At 71.0% G+C, this 20,993-nt stretch carries 21 protein-coding genes and 1 pseudogene; 15 read left to right on the forward strand and 7 right to left on the reverse strand.

Annotation, left to right across the window (positions count from 1 at the left end):
- Nucleotides 1–115 precede the first annotated feature (115 nt).
- Together Q7F20_RS06930 and Q7F20_RS06935 are read left to right on the forward strand one after the other, a co-directional pair.
- Nucleotides 116–1,033 carry a serine hydrolase gene (locus tag Q7F20_RS06930; protein ID WP_305739381.1) on the forward strand — a complete coding sequence of 306 codons (918 nt, stop codon included), beginning with the start codon at nucleotides 116–118 and terminating at the stop codon, nucleotides 1,031–1,033.
- 350 nt (nucleotides 1,034–1,383) lie between these two features.
- Nucleotides 1,384–3,336, forward strand: coding sequence for a potassium transporter Kup (locus Q7F20_RS06935; protein ID WP_305739382.1), 1,953 nt, complete (start codon nucleotides 1,384–1,386; stop codon nucleotides 3,334–3,336).
- Nucleotides 3,337–3,363: 27 nt separating this feature from the next.
- Here the strand turns inward: Q7F20_RS06935 and Q7F20_RS06940 are convergent, their stop codons facing one another.
- On the reverse strand, nucleotides 3,364–3,942 hold the full coding sequence (locus tag Q7F20_RS06940; RefSeq protein ID WP_305739383.1) for a TetR/AcrR family transcriptional regulator: 579 nt from the start codon (nucleotides 3,940–3,942) through the stop codon (nucleotides 3,364–3,366).
- A gap of 86 nt (nucleotides 3,943–4,028) precedes the next feature.
- Between Q7F20_RS06940 and Q7F20_RS06945 the strand changes: the two genes are divergently transcribed.
- Nucleotides 4,029–4,910, forward strand: coding sequence for an NAD-dependent epimerase/dehydratase family protein (locus Q7F20_RS06945; protein WP_305739384.1), 882 nt, complete (start codon nucleotides 4,029–4,031; stop codon nucleotides 4,908–4,910).
- A gap of 186 nt (nucleotides 4,911–5,096) precedes the next feature.
- Nucleotides 5,097–5,936, forward strand: a complete 840-nt coding sequence (locus Q7F20_RS06950; RefSeq protein WP_305739385.1) for a glycoside hydrolase family 16 protein — start codon at nucleotides 5,097–5,099, stop codon at nucleotides 5,934–5,936.
- Between the two features lie 20 nt (nucleotides 5,937–5,956).
- Here Q7F20_RS06950 and Q7F20_RS06955 read toward each other — a convergent pair whose 3' ends face one another.
- From Q7F20_RS06955 to Q7F20_RS06970, 4 genes are all read right to left on the reverse strand, one after another.
- Nucleotides 5,957–6,832, reverse strand: a complete 876-nt coding sequence (locus tag Q7F20_RS06955; protein WP_305739386.1) for a DUF808 family protein — start codon at nucleotides 6,830–6,832, stop codon at nucleotides 5,957–5,959.
- A 9-nt stretch (nucleotides 6,833–6,841) separates the two neighbouring features.
- Nucleotides 6,842–7,810 (reverse strand): helix-turn-helix domain-containing protein, encoded by a 969-nt coding sequence (locus Q7F20_RS06960; RefSeq protein ID WP_305739387.1) that lies wholly within the window; start codon nucleotides 7,808–7,810, stop codon nucleotides 6,842–6,844.
- 70 nt (nucleotides 7,811–7,880) lie between these two features.
- The gene (locus tag Q7F20_RS06965) at nucleotides 7,881–8,318 is read right to left on the reverse strand and encodes a VOC family protein (RefSeq protein ID WP_305739388.1); all 438 of its coding nucleotides are present in this window, start codon (nucleotides 8,316–8,318) and stop codon (nucleotides 7,881–7,883) included.
- A 61-nt stretch (nucleotides 8,319–8,379) separates the two neighbouring features.
- A complete protein-coding gene (locus Q7F20_RS06970) occupies nucleotides 8,380–9,108 on the reverse strand; it encodes a GntR family transcriptional regulator (protein WP_022907943.1) in 729 nt (242 codons plus the stop codon).
- A gap of 254 nt (nucleotides 9,109–9,362) precedes the next feature.
- On the opposite strand from Q7F20_RS06970, the gene Q7F20_RS06975 reads away from it, so the two are divergent.
- The 11 genes and pseudogenes from Q7F20_RS06975 (at nucleotide 9,363) to Q7F20_RS07025 (ending at nucleotide 20,043) form a co-directional block, all read left to right on the forward strand.
- Complete coding sequence (locus tag Q7F20_RS06975) at nucleotides 9,363–10,493, forward strand: ABC transporter permease (protein ID WP_305739389.1); 1,131 nt, start codon at nucleotides 9,363–9,365, stop codon at nucleotides 10,491–10,493.
- Nucleotides 10,493–11,398, forward strand: coding sequence for an ABC transporter permease (locus Q7F20_RS06980; protein WP_305739390.1), 906 nt, complete (start codon nucleotides 10,493–10,495; stop codon nucleotides 11,396–11,398). Before Q7F20_RS06975 ends, Q7F20_RS06980 begins: the two co-directional genes overlap by 1 nt.
- 118 nt (nucleotides 11,399–11,516) lie before the next feature.
- Nucleotides 11,517–13,130 (forward strand): ABC transporter substrate-binding protein, encoded by a 1,614-nt coding sequence (locus tag Q7F20_RS06985; protein WP_305739391.1) that lies wholly within the window; start codon nucleotides 11,517–11,519, stop codon nucleotides 13,128–13,130.
- Between the two features lie 19 nt (nucleotides 13,131–13,149).
- On the forward strand, nucleotides 13,150–13,998 hold the full coding sequence (locus Q7F20_RS06990; protein ID WP_305739392.1) for an ABC transporter ATP-binding protein: 849 nt from the start codon (nucleotides 13,150–13,152) through the stop codon (nucleotides 13,996–13,998).
- Nucleotides 13,995–14,771: an ABC transporter ATP-binding protein gene (locus Q7F20_RS06995; RefSeq protein WP_305739393.1), complete on the forward strand. Its 777-nt coding sequence runs from the start codon at nucleotides 13,995–13,997 to the stop codon at nucleotides 14,769–14,771. Before Q7F20_RS06990 ends, Q7F20_RS06995 begins: the two co-directional genes overlap by 4 nt.
- Nucleotides 14,772–14,813: 42 nt before the next feature.
- Nucleotides 14,814–16,148 carry an NtaA/DmoA family FMN-dependent monooxygenase gene (locus tag Q7F20_RS07000; protein ID WP_305739394.1) on the forward strand — a complete coding sequence of 445 codons (1,335 nt, stop codon included), beginning with the start codon at nucleotides 14,814–14,816 and terminating at the stop codon, nucleotides 16,146–16,148.
- Nucleotides 16,148–17,416 carry an NADH:flavin oxidoreductase/NADH oxidase gene (locus Q7F20_RS07005; protein ID WP_370871631.1) on the forward strand — a complete coding sequence of 423 codons (1,269 nt, stop codon included), beginning with the start codon at nucleotides 16,148–16,150 and terminating at the stop codon, nucleotides 17,414–17,416. The genes Q7F20_RS07000 and Q7F20_RS07005 overlap by 1 nt, the downstream gene beginning before the upstream one ends.
- Nucleotides 17,395–18,570 (forward strand): annotated as a pseudogene (locus tag Q7F20_RS07010) (NtaA/DmoA family FMN-dependent monooxygenase); the annotation flags it as partial. The gene Q7F20_RS07005 and the pseudogene Q7F20_RS07010, both read left to right, overlap by 22 nt.
- A gap of 159 nt (nucleotides 18,571–18,729) precedes the next feature.
- Nucleotides 18,730–19,248 carry an NADPH-dependent FMN reductase gene (locus tag Q7F20_RS07015; RefSeq protein WP_305739396.1) on the forward strand — a complete coding sequence of 173 codons (519 nt, stop codon included), beginning with the start codon at nucleotides 18,730–18,732 and terminating at the stop codon, nucleotides 19,246–19,248.
- Nucleotides 19,245–19,748, forward strand: a complete 504-nt coding sequence (locus Q7F20_RS07020; RefSeq protein ID WP_305739397.1) for a flavin reductase family protein — start codon at nucleotides 19,245–19,247, stop codon at nucleotides 19,746–19,748. Before Q7F20_RS07015 ends, Q7F20_RS07020 begins: the two co-directional genes overlap by 4 nt.
- A 25-nt stretch (nucleotides 19,749–19,773) precedes the next feature.
- Nucleotides 19,774–20,043, forward strand: a complete 270-nt coding sequence (locus Q7F20_RS07025; protein ID WP_305739398.1) for a hypothetical protein — start codon at nucleotides 19,774–19,776, stop codon at nucleotides 20,041–20,043.
- 8 nt (nucleotides 20,044–20,051) lie between these two features.
- Here Q7F20_RS07025 and Q7F20_RS07030 read toward each other — a convergent pair whose 3' ends face one another.
- Nucleotides 20,052–20,447: an arsenate reductase ArsC gene (locus Q7F20_RS07030; protein ID WP_305739399.1), complete on the reverse strand. Its 396-nt coding sequence runs from the start codon at nucleotides 20,445–20,447 to the stop codon at nucleotides 20,052–20,054.
- On the reverse strand, nucleotides 20,444–20,860 hold the full coding sequence (locus Q7F20_RS07035; RefSeq protein ID WP_305739400.1) for a VOC family protein: 417 nt from the start codon (nucleotides 20,858–20,860) through the stop codon (nucleotides 20,444–20,446). The genes Q7F20_RS07030 and Q7F20_RS07035 overlap by 4 nt, the downstream gene beginning before the upstream one ends.
- Nucleotides 20,861–20,993: the final 133 nt, after the last annotated feature.

Raw genomic sequence — 20,993 nt, forward strand, 5'->3', positions numbered from 1 at the left:
CGCGGTGCCGGCTGGCACCGCGCCTCCCGTCCGTCTGCGGTCCGGTCCGTCTGTGGTCCGGACCGGTCCGTCCGGACCGGCCCGTCTGCCGTCCGGTCCGCGAGAGGATGGCCGGGTGCGCACCGCGACCGACCTCCTCGACGCCCTCGTCCGTCACGTCGACACGACCGGCTTCGCGGCCCACGGCCTGCACGTCCTCGTCGGGGACGACACCGCCGAACACCACTGGACGCCCGACGTCCGCCGCGAGGTCCACTCGGTCGCCAAGGGGATCGCCGTCCTCGCCACCGGCATCGCGGTGGACGACGGCCTCGTCGACGTCGACGCCCCCGTGTCGACGCACCTGCCGGACGTCCGGTTCGGCGAGGGGACCGCGGCGGTCACGCTCCGGCACCTGCTCACGATGACGAGCGGCGTCGACATGCCCTGGTCGGAGACGGAGCTCACCGAGTGGCCGGACCTCGCGCTCGAGTTCCTCGGACGCCCGTCGCGCGGCAGGGCGTTCCAGTACGCGAACGCCAGCACCTACACGGCGATGCGCGTGCTCGAGACGCGGGTCGGCGACGTGGGTGCGTTCGTCGCCCGGCGGCTGTTCGACCCGCTCGGCATCGAGGACGTCGAGTGGTCCCGCTGCCCGAACGGACACGTCGCCGGTGGTGAGGGCCTGTCGATGCGCACCGGCGAGCTCGCGCGGATCGGTCGGCTCGTGCGCGACCGCGGGGAGTTCGCCGGGCAGCGCGTCGTGGGCGCCCGCTGGTGCGACGCGATGCACACCGCGTGGATCGAGCGCGAGGGCACCGGCCCCGGCTACGAGCGGTACGCGATGGCGGGGTGGGACGGGCCCGGAGGGCTCTGGCGGCTGCACGGCGCATACGGGCAGATGCTGCTCTTCGACGGGGACACCGTCGTGACCGTCACGGCCGACGACCACTTCGGCGCAGACGCCTTCGCGGCGGCGGTGGCCGCGGAGCTGGCGTCGCAGCCGCAGTCGCAGTCGCAGTCGCAGTCGCGGGAGGGTGCCGGCCCGGCCTGACCGGCGTGGGTCAGTGGCGACGGCGGCTCGAGATCAGTCCGCCGAAGACCAGCACCACCGCCACGCAGAAGACGATCAGTCCTGCGGGATCGAAGCCGTCGAAGTTCATGGTTCCTCCTGGAGTCCTGCCTCGACGGTACGACCGCCTCGCTCGACGTGCGCGGTGTCCGGGGCGATCGGGCATTCCGGCCTGCACAGGTTCGTCCGAGGAGCGCACCCGTCGCGAGCCCGGTGCGCATGTGCGCACGCTGCGAGCGCGACGGCCGCGCGGGTGCGATGATGATCCGCGGCCGTCGCCCGGACGGCGAAGACGTCGTCGCCCGGACGGCGAAGAGACGGAAGTGACGAGCGTGACCGAGACCCGCTCTCAGACCCCGACGGCACAGACCTCCGACGAGGTCGGCGCCCACGGCCCCGCGAAGGGCATCGCCGCCCTCGCCCTGGCCGCCCTCGGGGTCGTCTTCGGCGACATCGGCACGAGTCCGCTGTACGCACTGCGCACCGTGTTCACGATCGACGGTGGCATCGTGCGAGCGAACCAGGAGGACGTCTACGGCGTGATCTCGATGATGTTCTGGAGCATCACGGTCGTCGTGTCGATCAAGTACGTCCTCGTGCTCATGCGCGCCGACAACAACGGCGAGGGCGGGGTGATGGCGCTCGCCGCCCTCGCCCGTCGGCTCTACGCGAAGCGCCGCGGGGGAGCGACGATCTTCCTCGTCATCGGGATCGTGGGCGTCTCGCTGTTCTACGGCGACTCGGTCATCACCCCGGCGGTGTCGGTGCTCTCGGCCGTCGAGGGCCTGCAGACCGCGGCCCCGAGCGTCGGTCACCTCATCGTGCCGATCGCCGCGGTCATCCTGGTGGTGCTGTTCGCGGTGCAGCGGTTCGGCACGGGCAAGGTCGGCAACCTGTTCGGCCCGGTCATGCTGCTCTGGTTCGTGGTCATCGCCGCCGCCGGGGTGCCGCACATCCTGGCGCACCCGGGTGTCCTGCAGGGGCTCTCGCCCACGTGGGCCATCGCCTTCCTCATCGCCCACCCGTACATCACGTTCGTCGCGATGGGCGCGGTCGTGCTGGTCATCACCGGCGCCGAGGCCCTCTACGCCGACATGGGCCACTTCGGCCGGACGCCGATCCTCCGCGCGTGGTTCTTCGTCGTCTTCCCGGCCCTCGTGCTGAACTACCTCGGCCAGGCGTCGCTCGTGCTCAACGAGCCCGGAGCCGCGAAGGACCCGTTCTTCCTGCTCTTCCCCGACGGGCTGCAGATCCCGGTCGTGATCCTCGCCACGATGGCGACCATCATCGCGAGCCAGGCCGTCATCTCCGGGGCGTTCTCGTTGAGCCGTCAGGCCGTGCAGCTCGGCCTGCTGCCGCCGCTCACGATCCGGCAGACCTCACGGCAGGAGGGCGGCCAGATCTACCTGCCCGCCGTCAACCTCCTGCTGTTCGTCGGCGTGATGGCCGTCATGCTCGTGTTCCGTTCCTCGGCGAGCCTCGCGACCGCGTACGGCGTCTCGGTGACCGGCGCCCTGGTCGTCGACACCCTGCTGCTCCTGCTCGTGGTCAAGCCGCTGTGGCACTGGAAGACCTGGAAGCTCGTCGTCGCCGCGGTGGTGTTCGGCGGACTCGAGCTGACGTTCCTCGCCGGCAACCTGTCGAAGATCCTGCACGGCGGATGGGTCCCGCTCCTGATCGCCCTGGCGGTGATCACCCTTATGACGACCTGGCGTCGCGGGCGGCAGCTCGTGCAGGAGGAGCGCAAGGAGCGCGAGGGGTCCCTCGCCGAGTTCATCGAGAAGATCAACACGAAGGGCATCCCGCGCGTGCAGGGGGTCGCGATCTTCCCGCACCCCAACAAGGAGACGACACCGCTGGCACTCCGGGCGAACGTCGAGCACAACCACGTGGTGCACCGGACCGTCGTCATCGTCTCCGTCATCACCGCGAACGTGCCCCACGTGCCGCACGCCAAGGCCTTCTTCCGCGACGACCTCGGCTACGAGGACGACGGCATCGACCACATCACCATCAAGTTCGGCTTCTCGGACGACCAGGACCTGCCGAAGGCCCTGCACGCGGCCTGCCTGGCGGACGTCCTCGAGCTCGACCCCGAGGAGATGGCGAACGCGTCGTACTTCATCTCCCGCGGCGCGCTGCGGCCGCAGCCGGGCAACCGCGGCATGGTCAGTTGGCGGAAGAAGCTGTTCGTCGGCCTCGCGCACAACGCTGCCGACCCGGCCGCCCGCTTCGGCCTGCCGGCGCAGCGCACCGTGACGATGGGCAGCGACGTCGAGATCTGACGGCCGTCGCGCGTCGTCGGCGTCCGGTCAGCCGAGCGCCGCGGCCGCCTCGCGCAGCGCCCCGAGCGCCGCGAGGGCGTGGTCGCGCAGCGGGTCGTCGCCGGTCCGGTCGCCGCCCGACCAGCGCTCGAAGCCCTGCTTGAACGCGAGCACGCCCATCTCGCTCGCGAGCCGTGCCGGTGCGTCCGCGACCCCGCGGGCGATCAGTGCCTCGGTCATCGCGGCGGCCATCCCGACGCTCTTCAAGGCATCCCGTTCGCGGAGCTCGGTGCTGGTCGCCACGGCTGCACGGAGTCGCGGTCCGAGCTCGCGGTTCATCGGGCCCATCTCGTCGGACGCGCGGACCAGGCCGGCCGCGACGGCGTCCAGCGGTGACGTGCCGTCCGGCGCTGCGGCGATCCCCTCGGCGAGCAGTCGGCTCAGCGTCTCCTGCCCGGCGACGAGGAGCTCCCGCTTGTCCGGGAAGTGCCTGAAGAACGTGCTCTTCGTGACGCCGGCGCGCTCGGCGATCTCGGTCACGGTGGTCGCGTCGTAGCCCTGCTCGGAGAACAGGTCGACGGCGGCCAGGACCAGTCGTTCCCGAGCTCCGGGTTCCCATCGCGCCATGTGACGATCATACGTGACGGGACGATTGTCCCATCACGGGTGTACGGTGACGAGACAATCGTCCCATCACTCGTCCAGGAGTCCTCATGCACGTCTTCGTCACCGGTGGAACCGGCACGATCGGCACCGCCGTCGTCGCCGAACTCGTCTCGGCCGGCCACACCGTCTCCGCGCTCGCCCGTTCCGAGCGGTCCGCCGCAGCGCTCCGGGCCGCCGGCGCGACCCCGCGCTCCGGCAGCCTGACCGACCTCGACGTCCTCCGGGCCGGAGCGCGCGAGGCCGAGGGGGTCGTCAGCCTCGCCTTCTCGAACGACTTCAGTTCGCCCGAGGCGCTCGAACGGGGCATCGCCGAGGAGGCCGCCGCGATGGCCGCCCTCGGTGAGGGGCTCGTCGGCACCGACCGGCCCTTCGTCGTGGTCTCCGGCACGCCGTGGATCGCCGGACGAGCGTCGGTCGAGACGGACCCGCTGCCGCTCGAGGGCCCCGTGGCCGGGCGCGCCCGCTCCGTCCTCGCCGCCCTCGAGCTCGCGGACCGCGGGGTCCGGGTCTCGGCGATCCGGCTGCCCCGGACCGTGCACGCGGACGGTGCCGGGGGATTCGCCGGCATCCTCACTGACGTCGCCCGAACCACCGGCACCGCGGGATGGCCGGGCACGGGGGACCAGCGGTGGCCGGCGGTCCACGCGCGGGACGCCGCCGTCCTGTTCCGGCTCGCGCTCGAGGGCGCACCGGCGGGCTCGGTCTGGCACGCGGTCGCCGACGAAGGGGACCGGGTCCGTGACATCGCGTCCGTGATCGGCCGACGGCTCGGCCTGCCGACGGGGGCCGTCGCCGACGAGGCCTTCGGCGCGTTCGCACCGATCTTCGCGATGGACCAGCCGTCGTCGGGCGCCGCCACGCAGCGGGCGCTCGGTTGGGAACCGACCCACCCGAGCCTGCTGGCCGACCTCGAGAACGTGACCGCCTGACCCACGGGAGGCACGGTGCCAGCCGGCACCGCGCCTCCCGTCGGGGGACAACGGGGTACAGCGAACCTGAGTGCTGCGGATCCGCGTGTGGCATCACCTAACACACGGGCGACGTCGCCCGATACTCCACCGCACAAGCACCACGGCCATCGCACCACGCGTATCCCCAACCAGGAGGCAGTCAGCATGCGGTCCCCGTCCGTCCTCGTCGCCGCGCTCTCGATCGCGCTCGTCGCGTCGACCAGCCTCGCCGCCGGTGCACCGGCCGGCGCTGCCGCCCTCCCCGCATCGTCCAAGGCGACCAGCACCGTGCCGGACGGCCGGGCGATCCCCAAGGGCAACGTCACGACGAACGGCCGCACGTGGAAGCAGACGTTCCGGACCGGCTTCGACAGCGCGGCCCCGCTCGGGCAGTTCGCGTCGAAGTACAAGGGCATCGGGCTCTACGACGGCTACACGGACACGTCCGGCCGGGGGAAGTACGCGCCGTCGAAGGTCCTCAGCGTGAAGGGCGGCGTCCTCGACTTCGCGCTGCACACCGAGAAGGGGCTGCCGCTGGTCGCCGCGATCATGCCCGACGGCTACGCGCCCCACAAGACCGGGCGCGTGTCCATCCGCTACAAGACGACGAACACGGCCGGCTACAAGTTCGTCGGGATGCTCTGGCCGTCGAGCGACGACTGGAACGAGGGCGAGATCGACTGGCCGGAGGCCGACCTCGGGTCGCGGCCGCGGCCGGCGTCGGCGGTGCCCGGGACGCTCAGCCCGAGCGGCATGCGGTTCGAGCCCGGCAAGCAGATGTTCGCGGGATCGGACACGACCGCCTGGCACGTCGCGACGACCGAGTGGGACAAGGGCATCGTCCGGTTCTACTGGGACGGCAAGCTCGTCGCGTCGACGACGAAGGCGGTGCCGAAGACGGCGTTCCGCGTGACCCTGCAGGCGGAGACGGCGATCGGCACGGCGCCGATCCCGCCGAAGGCCGTCGGCCACGTCAGCATCGACTGGATCGCCATCTGGAACTGACGGACCAGGCGGCCGCGCGCTCAGTGCGTGCGGCCGCGCAGCCGTCCGACGCCCAGGACGACGGCGACGACCACCAGGCCGAGCGCGAGCCCGACCACCGCTGACACCGCGGTGTCCACGATCCAGGTGACGACCGGCCCGGTCGCCTCGATGCCGTGCTCGATCGCGTGCAGCAGGTCGTACGGCCCGTGCCAGAACGTCTCCGCCAGGTTCGCGATCACGAGGTGGCCGCCGACCCACAGCATGGCGACGGTGCCGACCACGCTGATCACGCGGAACACGGTCGGCATGGCGAGGACGATCCGCGCGCCCGTCCGTCGGGTGCGTCGGACGCTGTGCTTCATCATCTGCAGGCCGATGTCGTCGATCTTCACCAGCAGGGCGACCGCGCCGTAGACGGCTCCGGTCATCACGAGTCCGATGACGATGAGCGCGCCGAGTGTCGGCCAGAGCCCGAGGTCGGGGTCGAGTCCGGCGAGGGCGATGAGCATGATCTCGGTGCTGAGGATGAGGTCCGTGCGGATCGCCCCGAACACGAGCTTCGGTTCGGCGACGGTCTGCTCGGACTCGCCGGCGTGGTGCGCGCCGAACCACTCGGTGACCTTCTCGGCCCCCTCGAAGCACAGGTACGTGCCGCCGAGCAGCAGCAGCCACGGCAACACCCACGGCGCGAACGCGGTGAGCAGGAGCGCCAGCGGGATGATGATGACGAACTTGTTGAAGAGGCTGCCGAGCGCGATCCGCCCCACGACCGGCAGCTCGCGCGCGGGCGAGAGCCCCTGCACGTACTGCGGCGTGACCGCGGCGTCGTCGATCACGACGCCGGCGGTCTTGGCACTGGCCTTGAGGGCCGCGGAGAGCACGTCGTCGACGATGGCGAGCAGACCGACTGACATGCGCTCAGACTAGGGCCTCGGCGCATCCCGTCGGCGCAGGGTCCGGGACGGGGGCTCCCCGAACGCCTCGGCGTAGTACCCGGAGAACCGCCCGAGGTGGTTGAACCCCCACGACAGGGCGACCTCGGCGACCGTCGCGTGCTCCGGGTCCGTGGCGAGCAGGTCGGCGCGGACGCCGTGCAGCCGGGCCTCGCGCAGGAACTGCATCGGGCGGACGCCGACCCGCCGTTGGAAGGCGGCCTGTAGACCACGTGCGCTCACCCCGGCGGCGGCGCTCACCTTGGCGACCGTGAGCGGTCGCCGGGCGTTCGCGATCATCCACTCCTTGGCGAAGCGGATGGTCGACGACCCGACCGCTCCCGTCGGTGCCGAGGGCGGCGTCGCGTCGAACGCCGCCGCGACCGCGTCCGCGATCACCCGGTTCCAGGACGCGCGCACCGCACCGGGCGCGGACGGGTCCAGGAGGCGCGGTGCGGCCTCGCCGATCCCGCGGCGGAGCAGACGCATCGCGTCCACCCCGACCGCGTCGCGGAACACGAGCTGCCGCGGCTCGTCGTCGCCGCGACGCGCGGCCGCGATCGACTCGAGGAAGGCGCCACGGAAGCGCACGGAGTGCTGTCCGGAGGGGAGCCCGTCGAAGGCGAAGTCCCGACCGACCGGGTACATCACCGGGGTGCCGGGCACGAGCTGCACCGGCGCGCGCGTCCCGGTGTCGATCGTCATGCCGGGGCCGGTCGCCCACGCCAGGACGTAGTCGTGGCCGGGGACGATCGTGCCCCACCGCCGTGCCGCCACCTGCGAGCTGCCGACCACCACGTCCTGGTCGCCGACGGCCCGGAAGCGGAAGGCGAACCCGTCACGGGCCGCTTCGCCGATGTGGATGTCTCGGCTGTCGTAGACCCGCTCGTACAGCGTCACGGCGTCGTCGAGGGAGGACCCCCTGCGGTCGACGTGGATGGGCGTTGCATCGTGAGACATGTCCGACCAGTGTGGCGCAGGTCACCGCGGATCGATCACGTTCCGATGCAGATCCTCAGCAGTACCGGGGTCAGTCGAGGCAGAACTCGTTGCCCTCGACGTCCTGCATGACGATGCACGACTCGTTGACCTCGTCGGCGAGCATGCGACGGAACTGCGAGGCGCCGAGCGCGACCAGCCGGTCGCTCTCGGCGTCGAGGGCGGCGAGCCGTTCGGCGCCGACGAGGCCCGTGCCGACCCGGACGTCGAGGTGCACGCGGTTCTTCACGACCTTGCCCTCCGGGACGCGCTGGAAGAACAGTCGGGGCCCGGCGCCGGTCGGGTCGACGCACGCGAACGCCGATCCGCGGTGCTCCGGGGGGAGTGCCCGGTCGAAGTCGTCCCACGAGTCGAACCCCTGCGGCGGTGGCGGCACCACGTAGCCGAGGACCTCGCACCAGAAGCGCGCCACCCGCTCGGGGTCCGCGCAGTCGAACGTCACCTGCACCTGCCGCACCGTCGCCGTCATGTCGTCACTGTACGTCCCGGGCGGGTGGTGCGCCGCGCCCCTCGGTCAGCGTGCCCCTCGGTCAGAGGGTGGAACCCTCGAGCCGGACGCGATCGCCGCGGTACCGGTCGAAGACCGTCTGGACCGGTACGCCGTCGAGGTCGTGGTACGTGACCTCGCGGACGATGAGGGGCGCACCGACCTCGGTGCCGAGCATCTTCGCCGTGTGGGCGTCGGCCGCCTCGCTGCCGATCGTGACGAGGACCTCGCCGCGCGAGGCGTCGAAGAAGTCGCGGAGCACCGTCGTCATGTTGATCGGCCCGGACAGGCTCTCGGGGGAGTGCGTGTAGCGCACCGAGAAGTAGGCCGCACGGAGCCCGATCACGTCGTCGTCGGTGACGAGCAGGTTCTCGATCATCCGGACGTGGTCCTCGTCGATGCGGAGCCGTTCGCGCACGAGCGGGAAGCTCGGCACGATCCGGTCCTCGAACCGTTCGACGTAGACGTGCTCGCTGTCGGCGTCGATGTCGGTGAGGGGCACGACGACTCCGCGGTGCGTGACCTTCGTCCCGACGCGTGGGCGTCGCTCGAGGAAGCCGGTGTCGCGGAGCTGTGCGAGCGCGGCCCGGACGGACCCGCGGCTGGTGTCGAAGAGCGTCACGAGGTCCTCTTCGGCGAGGGGTGCGTCGGGTGCGATGTGCCCCTCGCGGATCGAGGCGGTGATGAGGTCACGGACCCGTCTCGCCGAGATCTGCCGGCCGCGTGAAGACCCGCCCTTCGCGCGCGGGTGGTCGGACAGCGTGTCGCTCATCGTGACTCCGATCGTCGCAGGATCTCGCCGCCACGATGCGGCTCGGGTGCAGTGAGTATACGACGCTCGTCGCGCAGGACAAGCGGTCCACCGGAACCGCGAGATCGGCGTGAACGGCTGAGTGAAGCGCCTCTCATCTGGGTTTTCCTTTCGCGCCGGGTCGCTTAATGATCCGGTTACACCCCGAGCGGTCGTCGGAAACGAACGGTGGCGAGCATTGCTGACCACCACCCGATGCGACGGAAGGCCGGCACATGACCGTGAGAGAGCCCGACATCGTCGACGATGCCACCCGTGCGGAGGCCGAGCGACTCGCCGCGCTCGACACCTCGTTGACGACGAGGCGACGAGGCGTCCGGGAGCGCCTCTGGTTCCTGCGCCCCGCCGGCCTGACCGTCGTGAACATCCTCGTGTTCGTCCTCGTCTCGTTCTTCCTCGTGCAGCTCATCCCCGGCGACCCGGTCGTGTCGGCGACGGGCGGACGTCTCTCGGGTGCCGAGCTCGAACAGGCGCGGGAGTCCTACGGGCTCACCGGCTCGTGGATCCAGCAGCTCGGCACCTACCTGACGCAGCTCGCCCACCTCGACTTCGGGACCTCGATCGCCACCGGCCGACCGGTCGCGCAGGACCTCGCGACCCGGGTCCCGGCGACGCTCGAACTCGTGTTCTGGGGCCTGCTCCTCGCGTCGGCGGTGTCGCTCGTCACCGCGCACTTCATCGTGACCCACCGCAGCAACCGCTTCGCGAAGGTGCTCACCGCCTACGCCCGCTCGGCGGGGGCGCTGCCGGAGTACGTCATCGGGATCGCGTTCCTGTTCGTCTTCTACGCCGAGCTGCACTGGGCACCGGCGCCGAGCGGCCGCCTCGACCCGCTGCTCATCGCACCGCCCACCGTCACGAACTTCCCGATGGTGGACGCCCTGATCGCCGGGGACCCGGCAGCGCTCTCGTCGTACGCGCAGCACCTCGTCCTGCCGGTCGTCGTGATGGTCGTCGCCCACTCGCCGCTGCTCATCAAGATGCTCATCGTCAACCTCGACCAGGCGATCGACGACCCCGCCACCCGGTTCCGCGTGGCGTCCGGAGCGTCCCGCCGGACCGTCCTCGCGAGCATCTACCGACGGGCGCTCCCGTCGGCGGTCGCCACGCTCGGGATGCTGTTCGGGCTGTTCCTCGGCGGCGCGGTCGTCCTCGAGTCGCTCTTCGGGCTCGGCGGCCTCGGGCAGTACGCCGTCGACGCGGTGAACGCTTCCGACGTCTTCGCGCTCCGGTCGTTCCTCCTCGTCACCGCGGCCATGTGCCTCGTCATCTACCTCGTCACGGACATCGTCACGATGCTCCTCGACTCGAGGCGGCGCGCCGGCGTCGCCGGGAAGGACGCCTGATGGCGCTCGACACCCCCACTGCGCTGCCCGAGCCCACGACGTCCGGAGCCGGGGCCGCCCGCTCGACGCACGACGGCCGCGTCGGCCGGCCGGCCGGTCGCACCGGGTTCGTCCTCCGACTCGTGCCCTTCGCCCTGCTCCTCGTGCTCGCGGTCGTGGGACCGTACCTGGTCAACCACCCGGCCACGTCGGTGGTCGGCGGTCAGTCGGAGCCCCCGTCGGGCGAGTTCTGGTTCGGCACGGACGCGAACGGCCTCGACGTGTACTCGCGGGTGATGACCGCGTTCCGTCTCGACATCGTCATCGCGATCTGCATCACGGTCCTCGCCACCGGCGTCGCGATCGTGATCGGGCTGGTCTCCGGGATGTACCAGGGCGACCGCACCGTGCTCGGGTTCGTCGCCCGACTGCTGGGGCGCGCCGTCGACCTGGTGCAGTCGATCCCGGTGATGATCGCCGGACTCGTGATCGTGTCGTTCTTCGGACGCAACGCCGTGGTGATCACGCTCGCACTGGCGATCGTCCTCATCCCGTTCCAGGCCCGCCTGATGCGCACCGAGGTCCTCCGCACCCGGTCGGACGGCTACGTCGACGCCGCCCGGATGTCCGGTGAATCCGAACTGCGCCTGCTGCTCCGCCACGTCCTGCCGAACTCCGCCCGCACGACCATCGAGAACACCTCGACGATCTTCGGGATGGCGATCATCTTCTGCGCCGCCCTCGGCTTCCTCGGTGTCGGCATCCCGACCCCGACCGCGGAGTGGGGCACGATGCTCGCCGCCGGCGCGCCGGACGCCGCGGTGGGTCGCTGGTGGCCGGTCCTGTTCCCGGCGGCCGCCCTCGGCCTGTCCGTCTGGTCCGCCTCGGTCCTTGTCGCGGCCTTCGTCGGCCGGTCACGGGTCTGAGGGCGACCACCCGACCCGCGCACCCCGTCCTCCCCACCCGCACCGCGCCTCCCGTCCCAACCCCCTCCCCTCCCCGTTCCCCTTCCCCTTCCCCAGGAGACCCCTGCCCATGCTGAACATGAAACGCACCATCGCCGCCGCCGCGATCGCGGTCGTCGGCGCCCTCGGTCTCGCGGCCTGTAGCGCCGGCGGGAACGCCGCCTCCAGCGCCTTCGTCATCGTCACGGCCGCCCAGCCGCAGAGCTTCTCGTACGAGACCAGCGCCACCGGCTACGAGGCGGCCGAGTTCTTCAAGAACACCGGCGCCTCCCTCATCCGCAACGAGTACGTCGCCGGCACCGGCGGTCAGGCGGAGCACGAGGACTACAACAAGTTCGCGCCCGTCCTGGCCAAGAGCTACGACGTCTCGGACGACGGCCTCACCTACACGTTCCACCTCGACACCGACGCGAAGTCGACGGCGGGCAACGCCCTCACCGCCGACGACGTGATCTGGAGCATCCAGCGCAAGTTCGCCGTCGAGACGAGCATCGTGCCGTTCATCAGCGCGCCGTTCATCACGAAGCCGGAGCAGTTCACGAAGGTCGACGACGAGACCGTCACCTTGAAGCTCGACAAGGAGAGCTACGGCTACACGGCGCTGTCCCTGCTCGCGAACGTCGGCTACAACATCTACGACGCGAAGGTGCTCAAGGAGCACACCACCTCGAGCGACCCCTGGGCCGTGAAGTGGTCGGGGACCCACCCCAACTTCGGCTTCGGCGCCTACAAGGTGGACACCTACACGCCCGGTGAGCAGACGATCTACACCGCGAACGCCGGGTACGCCGAGGGCAAGCCGAAGATCGCCCGGATCGTGCAGCGGGTGGTCGCGGACGCCGGGCAGCGCGCCAACCTGGTGAAGTCCGGCGACGCGCAGATCGCCGCCCAGCTCCGTCCGGCCGACCAGGTCGAGCTCAAGGACGCCAAGGCCGCGCAGGTCTTCGACGTGCCGACGAACGCGTACGTGTACATGCCCCTCCTCACCACGAAGGGCACGTTCAAGGACGTCGCCGTCCGCCGCGCACTCGCCGCGGCGATCCCCTACGACAAGATCAACGAGAACGTCTACCACGGTCGGGCGGACTCGATCTCGAGCATCCTGTCCGACGCCGACCCCGGCTTCGACGGCAGCGGACTCAAGGCCAACGAGACGGATGCGGCCGAGGCGAAGAAGATCCTGTCGGACGCCGGGTACACCGAGCCGATCAAGTTCACCCTGACCGTGAACAACTCGGTGCCCGACCTGCAGGAGACCGCCGTCCAGATCCAGACCGCGGTGAAGGACGCCGGCTTCGACATGACCATCGACACGGTGAACTCGTCGACCTTCCAGGCAGGACTCGCCGCGAAGACGTTCGAGGCCTCCCTCGGCCGCGACTACGCGGTCGTCCAGTCGCCGCCCTACGTCCTGTCGCTCTTCTACACGCCGGGCTCCGCCATCAACTGGCCGGACTTCGACAACGCGGCGCTCAACACGGCCATCGCGGACGGCAACGCCGCCGGTGACCCGACCGGGGCCGCTGCGGGGAAGTACTGGAACGCCGCGCAGAAGGTCCTGCAGGACCAGATGCCGACGATCTACATCAACTACGTGCAGCCGCTCAACGCCTTCGCCAAGGGCGTCGACGGGTACGTGTTCCGCTCCGACAACGTCATCGACTACTCGCAGCTGTCCCTCGCGACGAGCTGATCGACAACAGGGAGACACCATGGACGACCAGTCGGCCCCGGTCCTGAAGGTCAGGGACCTCACCGTCACCTACGGCGAGAACCGCGCCGTCCGTCACGCCGACCTCGTGGTCCGCCGCGGGGAACGCGTCGCGGTGGTGGGGGAGTCGGGCTCCGGCAAGACGAGCCTCGCGGGCGCCATCGCCGGGTTCCTCGACGCCGGGACCGTCGACGTCGAGACCCTCGAGCTCGACGGCCGCCCACTGGACCGGTCGGGGCCAGCCGGTCGGATCCCGGTCCGGACGCCCGGACTGTCGATGATCTTCCAGGACGCGATGTCGTCGCTCGACCCGGTGTGGACGATCGGCAGCCAGCTGGTCGCCGTGCTCCGGGCCACCGAGCGCGTGTCGAAGCGACGCGCCACCGCCGACGCCCTCGACCGGCTCCGGGCGGTGGGCATCACCGACCCGGAGCGGGTGATGGGCGCCAAGCCGCACGAGCTCTCCGGGGGCATGCGGCAGCGCGTGATGATGGCCATCGCGCTGTCGTCGAAGCCCGCGCTGCTCATCGCCGACGAACCCACGAGCGCACTCGACGCATCGCTCGCCGTCGGTGCGATGCAGCTCATGGTCGACCTCGCGGAGCAGGAGGGGACGGCGGTGCTCGTGATCACGCACGACATCGAGCTCTGCCGGCGCTTCACCGACTTCGTCGTCGTCATGTACCGCGGCGAGATCGTCGAGCAGCTGCCGTCCTCGCGACTCCACGAGGCCACCCACCCCTACACCCGCGGACTGCTCGAGTGCGTGCCGACCCTGGCGTCGGCACGACTCGACGAACTGCCGACGCTCGAGTCGGTCCGCGCCCGACTGGAAGGAACTGCGGCATGACCGGCATCCGCATCGAGGCCACCGGCGTCGCCCGGCGCTACGGCCGCAAGACCGCCGTCCGGGACGTCTCGTTCGTCCTCGGTGCGAGCCAGCGCGTCGGCATCGTGGGGGAGTCCGGATCGGGCAAGTCCACGATGGCGAAGATCGTCACCGGGCTCGAACGGGCCTCGGCCGGAACGATCACCGTCGACGATCAGGACCTCCGGTCGATCATGTCGACGCGTGCCGGTCGGCTCGAGTACCGCCGGCGGGTGCAGCTCGTCGCCCAGGACACCACCTCGACGTTCGACCCGCGACACCGCATCCGCGAGTCGCTCCGGACGCCGGCGCAGATCCTCGGCGGGCACGACATCGCCGGTGCCGACGCCGCGATCGGCGAGATCACCACGGAGCTCGGCATCGACCCGAGCTGGGTCGACCGGTACCCGTCCGAGCTCTCGGGCGGTCAGCGGCAGCGCATGTCGATCGCCCGGGCGCTCGTCGTCCGGCCCGACCTGCTCGTGTGCGACGAGGCCGTCTCGGCCCTCGACGTCTCGGTGCAGGGCGTGGTCCTCAACCTGCTCAAGCGCTACTCGAACGACCACGGCGCCGGCCTCATGTTCGTCTCGCACGGGCTGCCGGCGACGGCGTTCATCACCGGCGAACTCGTCGTCATGAACCAGGGCGAAGTGGTCGAGTCCGGCCGCACGCTCGAAGTCCTCGAACACCCCAGACACCCGTACACGCAGAAGCTCGTCGACGCCTACCTGGCCGTCGAGGAGCCCGTGGCGTAGTCCCTCCCGGACACGCCCGCCCTCCCACACGAAAGGCTCCACATGTTCCACCTCGGATGGTTCCTCGGCAACGGCTTTGGCATCCAGGCCTGGTCCGAAACGAACGGCGACGGTCCCTGGACCGGCACGAACGTGACCGACTGGATGAAGCCCGACATCTACATCGACCTCGCGAAGAACCTCGAACGCGGCGGCTTCGACTACATCCTCATCGAGGACACGGCCATGGTCGAGGACTCGTACCGCGGCACCGCCGACACCTCGCTGCGGCGCGGGTTCATGGCGCCGAAGAACGACCCGATGCCTCTCGTCCCGCTCATGACGCAGGCCACGAAGCACATCGGCGTCGTCCCGACGTTCTCGACGATCCAGTACCCGCCGTACCTCGCCGCCCGCCTCGGGACGACCCTCGACCACCTCACCGAGGGTCGCATCGGCATGAACGTCGTGACCAGCGTGACCGACCGGGTCGCGCAGAACTACGGGTACGAGCAGCACCTCGACCACGACGAGCGCTACCGGATGGCGATCGAGTGGGCCGACGTCGTCAAGGCCCTGCAGGGCTCGTGGGAACCGGGTGCAGTGGTCGCCGACCCGGTCGCCGGCGTCTACGCCGACCACACGAAGGTGCACCCGATCGACCACCGCGGCGAGTTCTTCCGGTCGCGCGGGCCGCTCAACACGATCCCGGGGCCGCAGGGCGTCGTCCCGCTCTGCTCGGCCGGTGGATCGGAGATGGGCCGGCAGCTCGCCGCCCTGCACGACGACACGATGATCGCCCTGTCGAAGACGCCCGAGAGCGCGAAGGCGTACCGCGACGACATGCGCGCCCGGGTCGCCGCCGCCGGTCGGAACCCGGACGACGTCAAGTTCCTGTTCATCGTCACGCCGACCATCGCCGCCACCGACGAGGAGGCGCAGGCCGCGTCCGAGGCGGCCCGGATCGCGATGTCGTCGGACAAGGCCGTCGAGTACAACCTCTGGAACATGTCCTACACGTCCGGCGGTCGCATCGACTTCGGCGCGATCGACCCGGACACCCGGGTCGAGGACATCGACATCTCGAAGCAGAACGGCGAGTACACCTCGATCGAGAAGCTCTTCGAGGGACAGCAGGGTCGGACGCTGCGCGAGGTCGTCGCCTCGTCCCACCAGGTGAACGACCTCGGGTTCGTGGGCTCGCCGGACACCGTCGCGGCGAAGATGGGCGAGTTCATGGACCACGTCGGCGGCGACGGCTTCCTCGTCTACATGCCGACGACCCGCCTCAACATGGCGATGGTGGCAGACGGCCTCTCGCCGGCCCTGCGACGCCGCGGGCTCATCCGCGACGAGTACTCCGGCACGACGCTCCGCGAGAACCTGCGGGCGTTCTGATGCCGGGCGCCCCGGCGCTGTTCGAGGCGATCGAGCTCCGCGGCACCCGGTTCCGCAACCGGCTCTGGGTGCCCGCGCTGACGATGTTCGCGGTGGAGGAGCGGGACGGCATGCCGACCCCGTTCCACCACGTGCACCTCGGCGGGCTCGCGCTCGGCGGCGCCGGGGCGATCGTCGCGGAGTGCACCGCCGTCACCCCGGAGGGGCGCGTCACGCCGTACGACCTCGGACTCTGGGACGACGCGCAACGGGACGCCTGGCGGCCCACCACCGCGTTCGTCCGCGACCAGGGCGTCCGCATCGGCATCCAGCTGAGCCACGGCGGTCGGAAGTCGTCCACCGGGCGGAGCTGGGACCGCGTCCGGGGCACCGTGCCCGTCGCCGAGGGCGGCTGGCCCGTCGTCGGACCGTCGACGGTGCCCTACACCGGGTACGCGGCCCCACGGGCACTCGGCACCGACGAGGTCCGCGGGATCCACCGTGCGTTCGTCGCGGCGGGCGTCCGAGCGCGGGACGCAGGCTTCGAGTTCGTCGAGCTGCACGCCGCGCACGGGTTCCTGCTGCACCAGTTCCTGTCCCCGCTCGCGAACACACGCGACGACGAGTACGGCGGGTCGCTCCGCGCTCGTGCACGGCTCCTGCTCGACGTCGTCCGCGACCTGCGCGCCGCCCTCGGCGACCGGTTCCCGATCCTGGTGCGCTTCTCGGCGACCGACTGGGTGCCCGGGGGCTGGACCGAGCAGGACACGGCGACCACCGCCTCCTGGGCGGCGGAAGCCGGAGCGGACCTGTTCGACGTGTCCACCGGCGGGACGGTCCCCGACGCCGACATCCCGGTGTACCCGGGCTACCAGGTCGGGCACGCGGAACGCCTGCGCGCCGCCACCGGCGCACCGGTCGGCGCCGTGGGGCTCGTCACCTCCGCGGACCAGGCCGAGGCGATCGTCGCCGAGGGCCGCGCGGACGTCGTGTTCGTCGGCCGCGAGTTCCTGCGCGACCCGCGCTTCGGACTGCGCGCCGCAGCCGAGCTCGGCGCGTCCATCGACTACCACCCCCTGCCGTACCACCGGGCGGCGCACCGCCCCGCAACCCACCACCTCCCACGGAAGGCACACCCATGTTCCACCTCGGTTGGTTCCTCGGCTACGGCTTCGGCGTCTACGGCTGGAACGGGCAGTGGTCCGGCAACGTCCGCCACGACGTCGCCAACCCGCAGCTCTTCGTCGACGCCGCCACCTCGCTCGAGCGGGCCGGGTTCGACTTCATGATGCTCGAGGACTCGTCCGTCCTGCCCGACGTGTTCGGCTCCTCGTTCGAGTACTCGCTGCGCTCGGCGATCGTGCGCCACGACCCGATGCCGCTCGTCCCGCTGCTCGCCGCGGCGACGAAGCACCTCGGCATCATCGCCACCGCCGCGACACCCTTCTACCCACCGTTCCTCGCGGCCCGCCTGATGTCCACGCTCGACCACCTGACGCACGGTCGGGTCGGCATCAACCTCGTCACGGCCTCGCCGCACGCCTCCGCGCAGAACTACGGCTACGACCAGCACTTCGAGCACGACGAGCGCTACGCGATGGCGGACGAGTGGATCGACGCGGTCCGCGCACTGTGGGACACCTGGGACGCCGACGCCCTCGTGCTCGACGAGGCGACGGGCGTGTTCGCCGACCACACGAAGGTCCGGTACGCCGACTTCGCAGGGAAGTACTACCGCACCCGCGGTCCGCTCAACACGGTCGCCAGCCCGCAGGGGCACCCGGTGGTCTGCCAGGCGGGCGGGTCCCCGGCGGGCCGGGACCTCGGCGCGCGCAACGCCGACACGCTCATCGCCTCGGCCCCGGGCGTCGACGCCATGCGCGAGTACGTCGACGACATGCACCGACGGATGGTCGGGTTCGGCCGCGAGGCGACGGACGCGAAGATGCTGTTCCTCGTCGAGCCCGTGCTCGCCGACACCGACGACGAAGCCGAGGCGAAGCAGGCCCGCCAGCTCGCCGCCACCCGGGAGAACATCGACGCGCAGCTGGCGAACCTGTCGTACACGTCCGGGTTCGACTTCGCGCAGTTCGACCTCGACGAGCCGCTGCCGGCGGACCTCAAGGGCAAGAGCAACGGACACCAGAGCGTCATCGAGGCGTTCCTGGCGAAGGCCGACGGCAAGACGCTCCGCGAGGCCCTCCCCGCGCAGCGCGACACCACGGGGTCGGTCCGGCTCGTCGGCAGCCCGGAGACCGTCGCCGACCAGATGGAGGAGGCGATCGCCGCCTCCGGCGCCGACGGCTTCCTGGTGGGACTCCCGGTGACCCGGAAGAACCTCACCGAGGTCTGCGACGGGCTCGCGCCGGTGCTCCGGCGCCGCGGGCTGATCCGGGACGGCTACGAGCACGGGACGTTCCGCGAGAACCTGCTCGCGTTCTGACACGCGAGTTCCCGGGAGGCGGGGCTCCGACCCGCCCCTGACCTGCGGTTTCCGCGCGGTCACCTCCAGGGCGGCTCGCGCAATGAACGGTAACGGCACCTTCACGACGGGGTAACCGCCTCGGCGTTGGATGAGACCAGACAGAGAGGAACCGCCGCCATGATCACCACCGTCGTCGCCGGCAACCCCAAGCCCGGCTCGCACACGCTCGAGGCCGCGACGATCCTCGCCGAGCGCCTCACCGGTTCCGCTCCCGACCACGTCGTGGACGTCATCGCCCTCGGTCCCGGGATCCTCGGCTGGGGCGACCCGGGAGTGCAGGACGCTGTGGCGACCGTCGCCGCCTCCGACCTGGTGATGGTCGCCTCGCCCACGTTCAAGGCCACCTACACGGGCGTCCTCAAGCTGTTCCTCGACCAGTTCGCGACGGCCGACGGGCTCGCCGGCGTCACCGCCGTCCCGCTCATGCTCGGCGCCGGTCCCGCGCACCACATGGCCCCCGAGGTGTTCCTCAAGCCGGTGCTCGTCGAACTCGGCGCCACCGTGCCCGTGCAGGGGCTGTACCTGAACGACAAGCAGTACACCGACGAGTCGTCGACCGAGGGCTGGCTCACCCGCTGGCGGGACGTCGTCCTCGCCACCGCATCCGCACCGACCAAGGAAGGCACCAGCGCATGATCAAGCCCTACACCGCCGAGTCCGCGGACCCGACGCTCCTCCGGCAGGCGTTCTCCGGGTTCCCGTGCGGCGTCGCCGCGCTCTCCGCGATCGTCGACGGCGCTCCCACCGTGCTCGTCGCGTCGTCGTTCACCGTCGGTGTCTCGCAGGACCCGCCGCTCGTGATGTTCGCCGTGCAGCACTCGTCGTCGACGTGGCCGGCGCTGGCCGGAGCGGACTCCATCGGTGTCTCGGTCCTCGGCGAACGCCACGAGAACGTGACGCGCCAGCTCGCCTCGCGCGACAAGTCGGTGCGCTTCGTCGGGGTGGACACGACGGTGTCCGACACGGGCGCGGTGTTCCTCGAGGGGGCGCCGATCTGGATGGAGTGCTCGGTGGAGCACACCTACCCGGCGGGCGACCACGACATCGTGGTGCTCCGCGTGAACGGCCTGATGTCCGACTTCGCGCACAGCCCCCTGGTCTGGCACCGGTCGTCCTTCGCGAAGCTGAGCGCGTGACCGGTGGCGTCCGTATGCTCGCCGCATGGCTGACTTCACCGCTGACCAGGCCGCCGTCGTGCGGATCGAACGTGCCGAGGAAGGTCGCTGGGACCTCACGGTGATCAGCGACTCGGGCGTCCGGATGGGACACGGCGAGTACCTCTTCGACGAGGCGGACGACGACGCGGCGGGGGAGCAGGCAGCGGCGCTCGACTTCGTCCGCGGCTACGGCTTCCGCTTCGAACCGGACGCAGTGATCGCCGACGGGCCGGACGCGTACTGGGCGCCGCTGCTGCCGCTCGACGAGCGGTAGCACGCCGCTCAGAGGCCGGCGACGAGCTCCTCGACCCGTGCGCGGATCGCGTCGCGGATCGGGCGGACGCCCTCGAGCGGCTGCCCGGCCGGGTCGTCCAGCGCCCAGTCCTCGTAGCGCTTCCCGGGGAACACCGGGCAGGCGTCGCCGCACCCCATCGTGATGACGACGTCGGACTCGCGCACGGTGTCCGTCTCGAGCACGGCGGGGACGGCGGCGGCGATGTCGATGCCGTCCTCGGCCATGGCGGCGACCGCAACGGGGTTGATCCGGTCGGCCGGTTCGCTGCCGGCCGAGAGCACCCGGACGCGGTCACCCGCGAGGTGCTGCAGGTACCCCGCGGCCATCTGCGACCGCCCGGCGTTGTGGACGCACACGAAGAGGACGGTGGGACGGTCGGTCACGACAGCGCCGCCGCCTCGAACCCGATCAGCCACGTGACGCCGGAGACGTCCCGCACGGTGCCGTCCCAGTCCCCCCACGGTCGTTCCTGCAGCGCATCGACGACGGTGCCGTCCGAGGCGAGGTCGTCGAACCACCCGCGGAGCACTTCCGGTTCGGCGGCGCCGAGCAGTGAGAACGACAGCCCGGTCGCCGAGAACGAGGTCTCGCCGGCCGCGATGTCGGCGGCGAAAAGCGTGATGCCGCCGCCGGTGAGCTCGCCGTGCGCGACGGCGTCGGCCGGGCCGTCGGTGCGCGAGAAGTCCGCGAACGTGGCGATGCGGAGCTCGCCGCCGAAGACGTCCTGCCAGCGCCCGAGCGCCTGGAGCGCGGTGCCGTCGAACTGGAAGTAGGGCGCGGGCCCGTTCACGGTCATGCCCGGACCCTACCGCTCAGACCTCAGCTCGCGTGTCCCACCGTGCGAGGTTCCGCGCGTCGTGCGACCCCGATCGAGTCCCACCCCGCCCGGAACCCCGCCCGCAGCGGGCGGCCGCGGCCCCCGACACCGC

Origin of the sequence: Curtobacterium sp. A7_M15, assembly GCF_030705415.1 — a bacterium.
Classification (GTDB): domain Bacteria; phylum Actinomycetota; class Actinomycetes; order Actinomycetales; family Microbacteriaceae; genus Curtobacterium.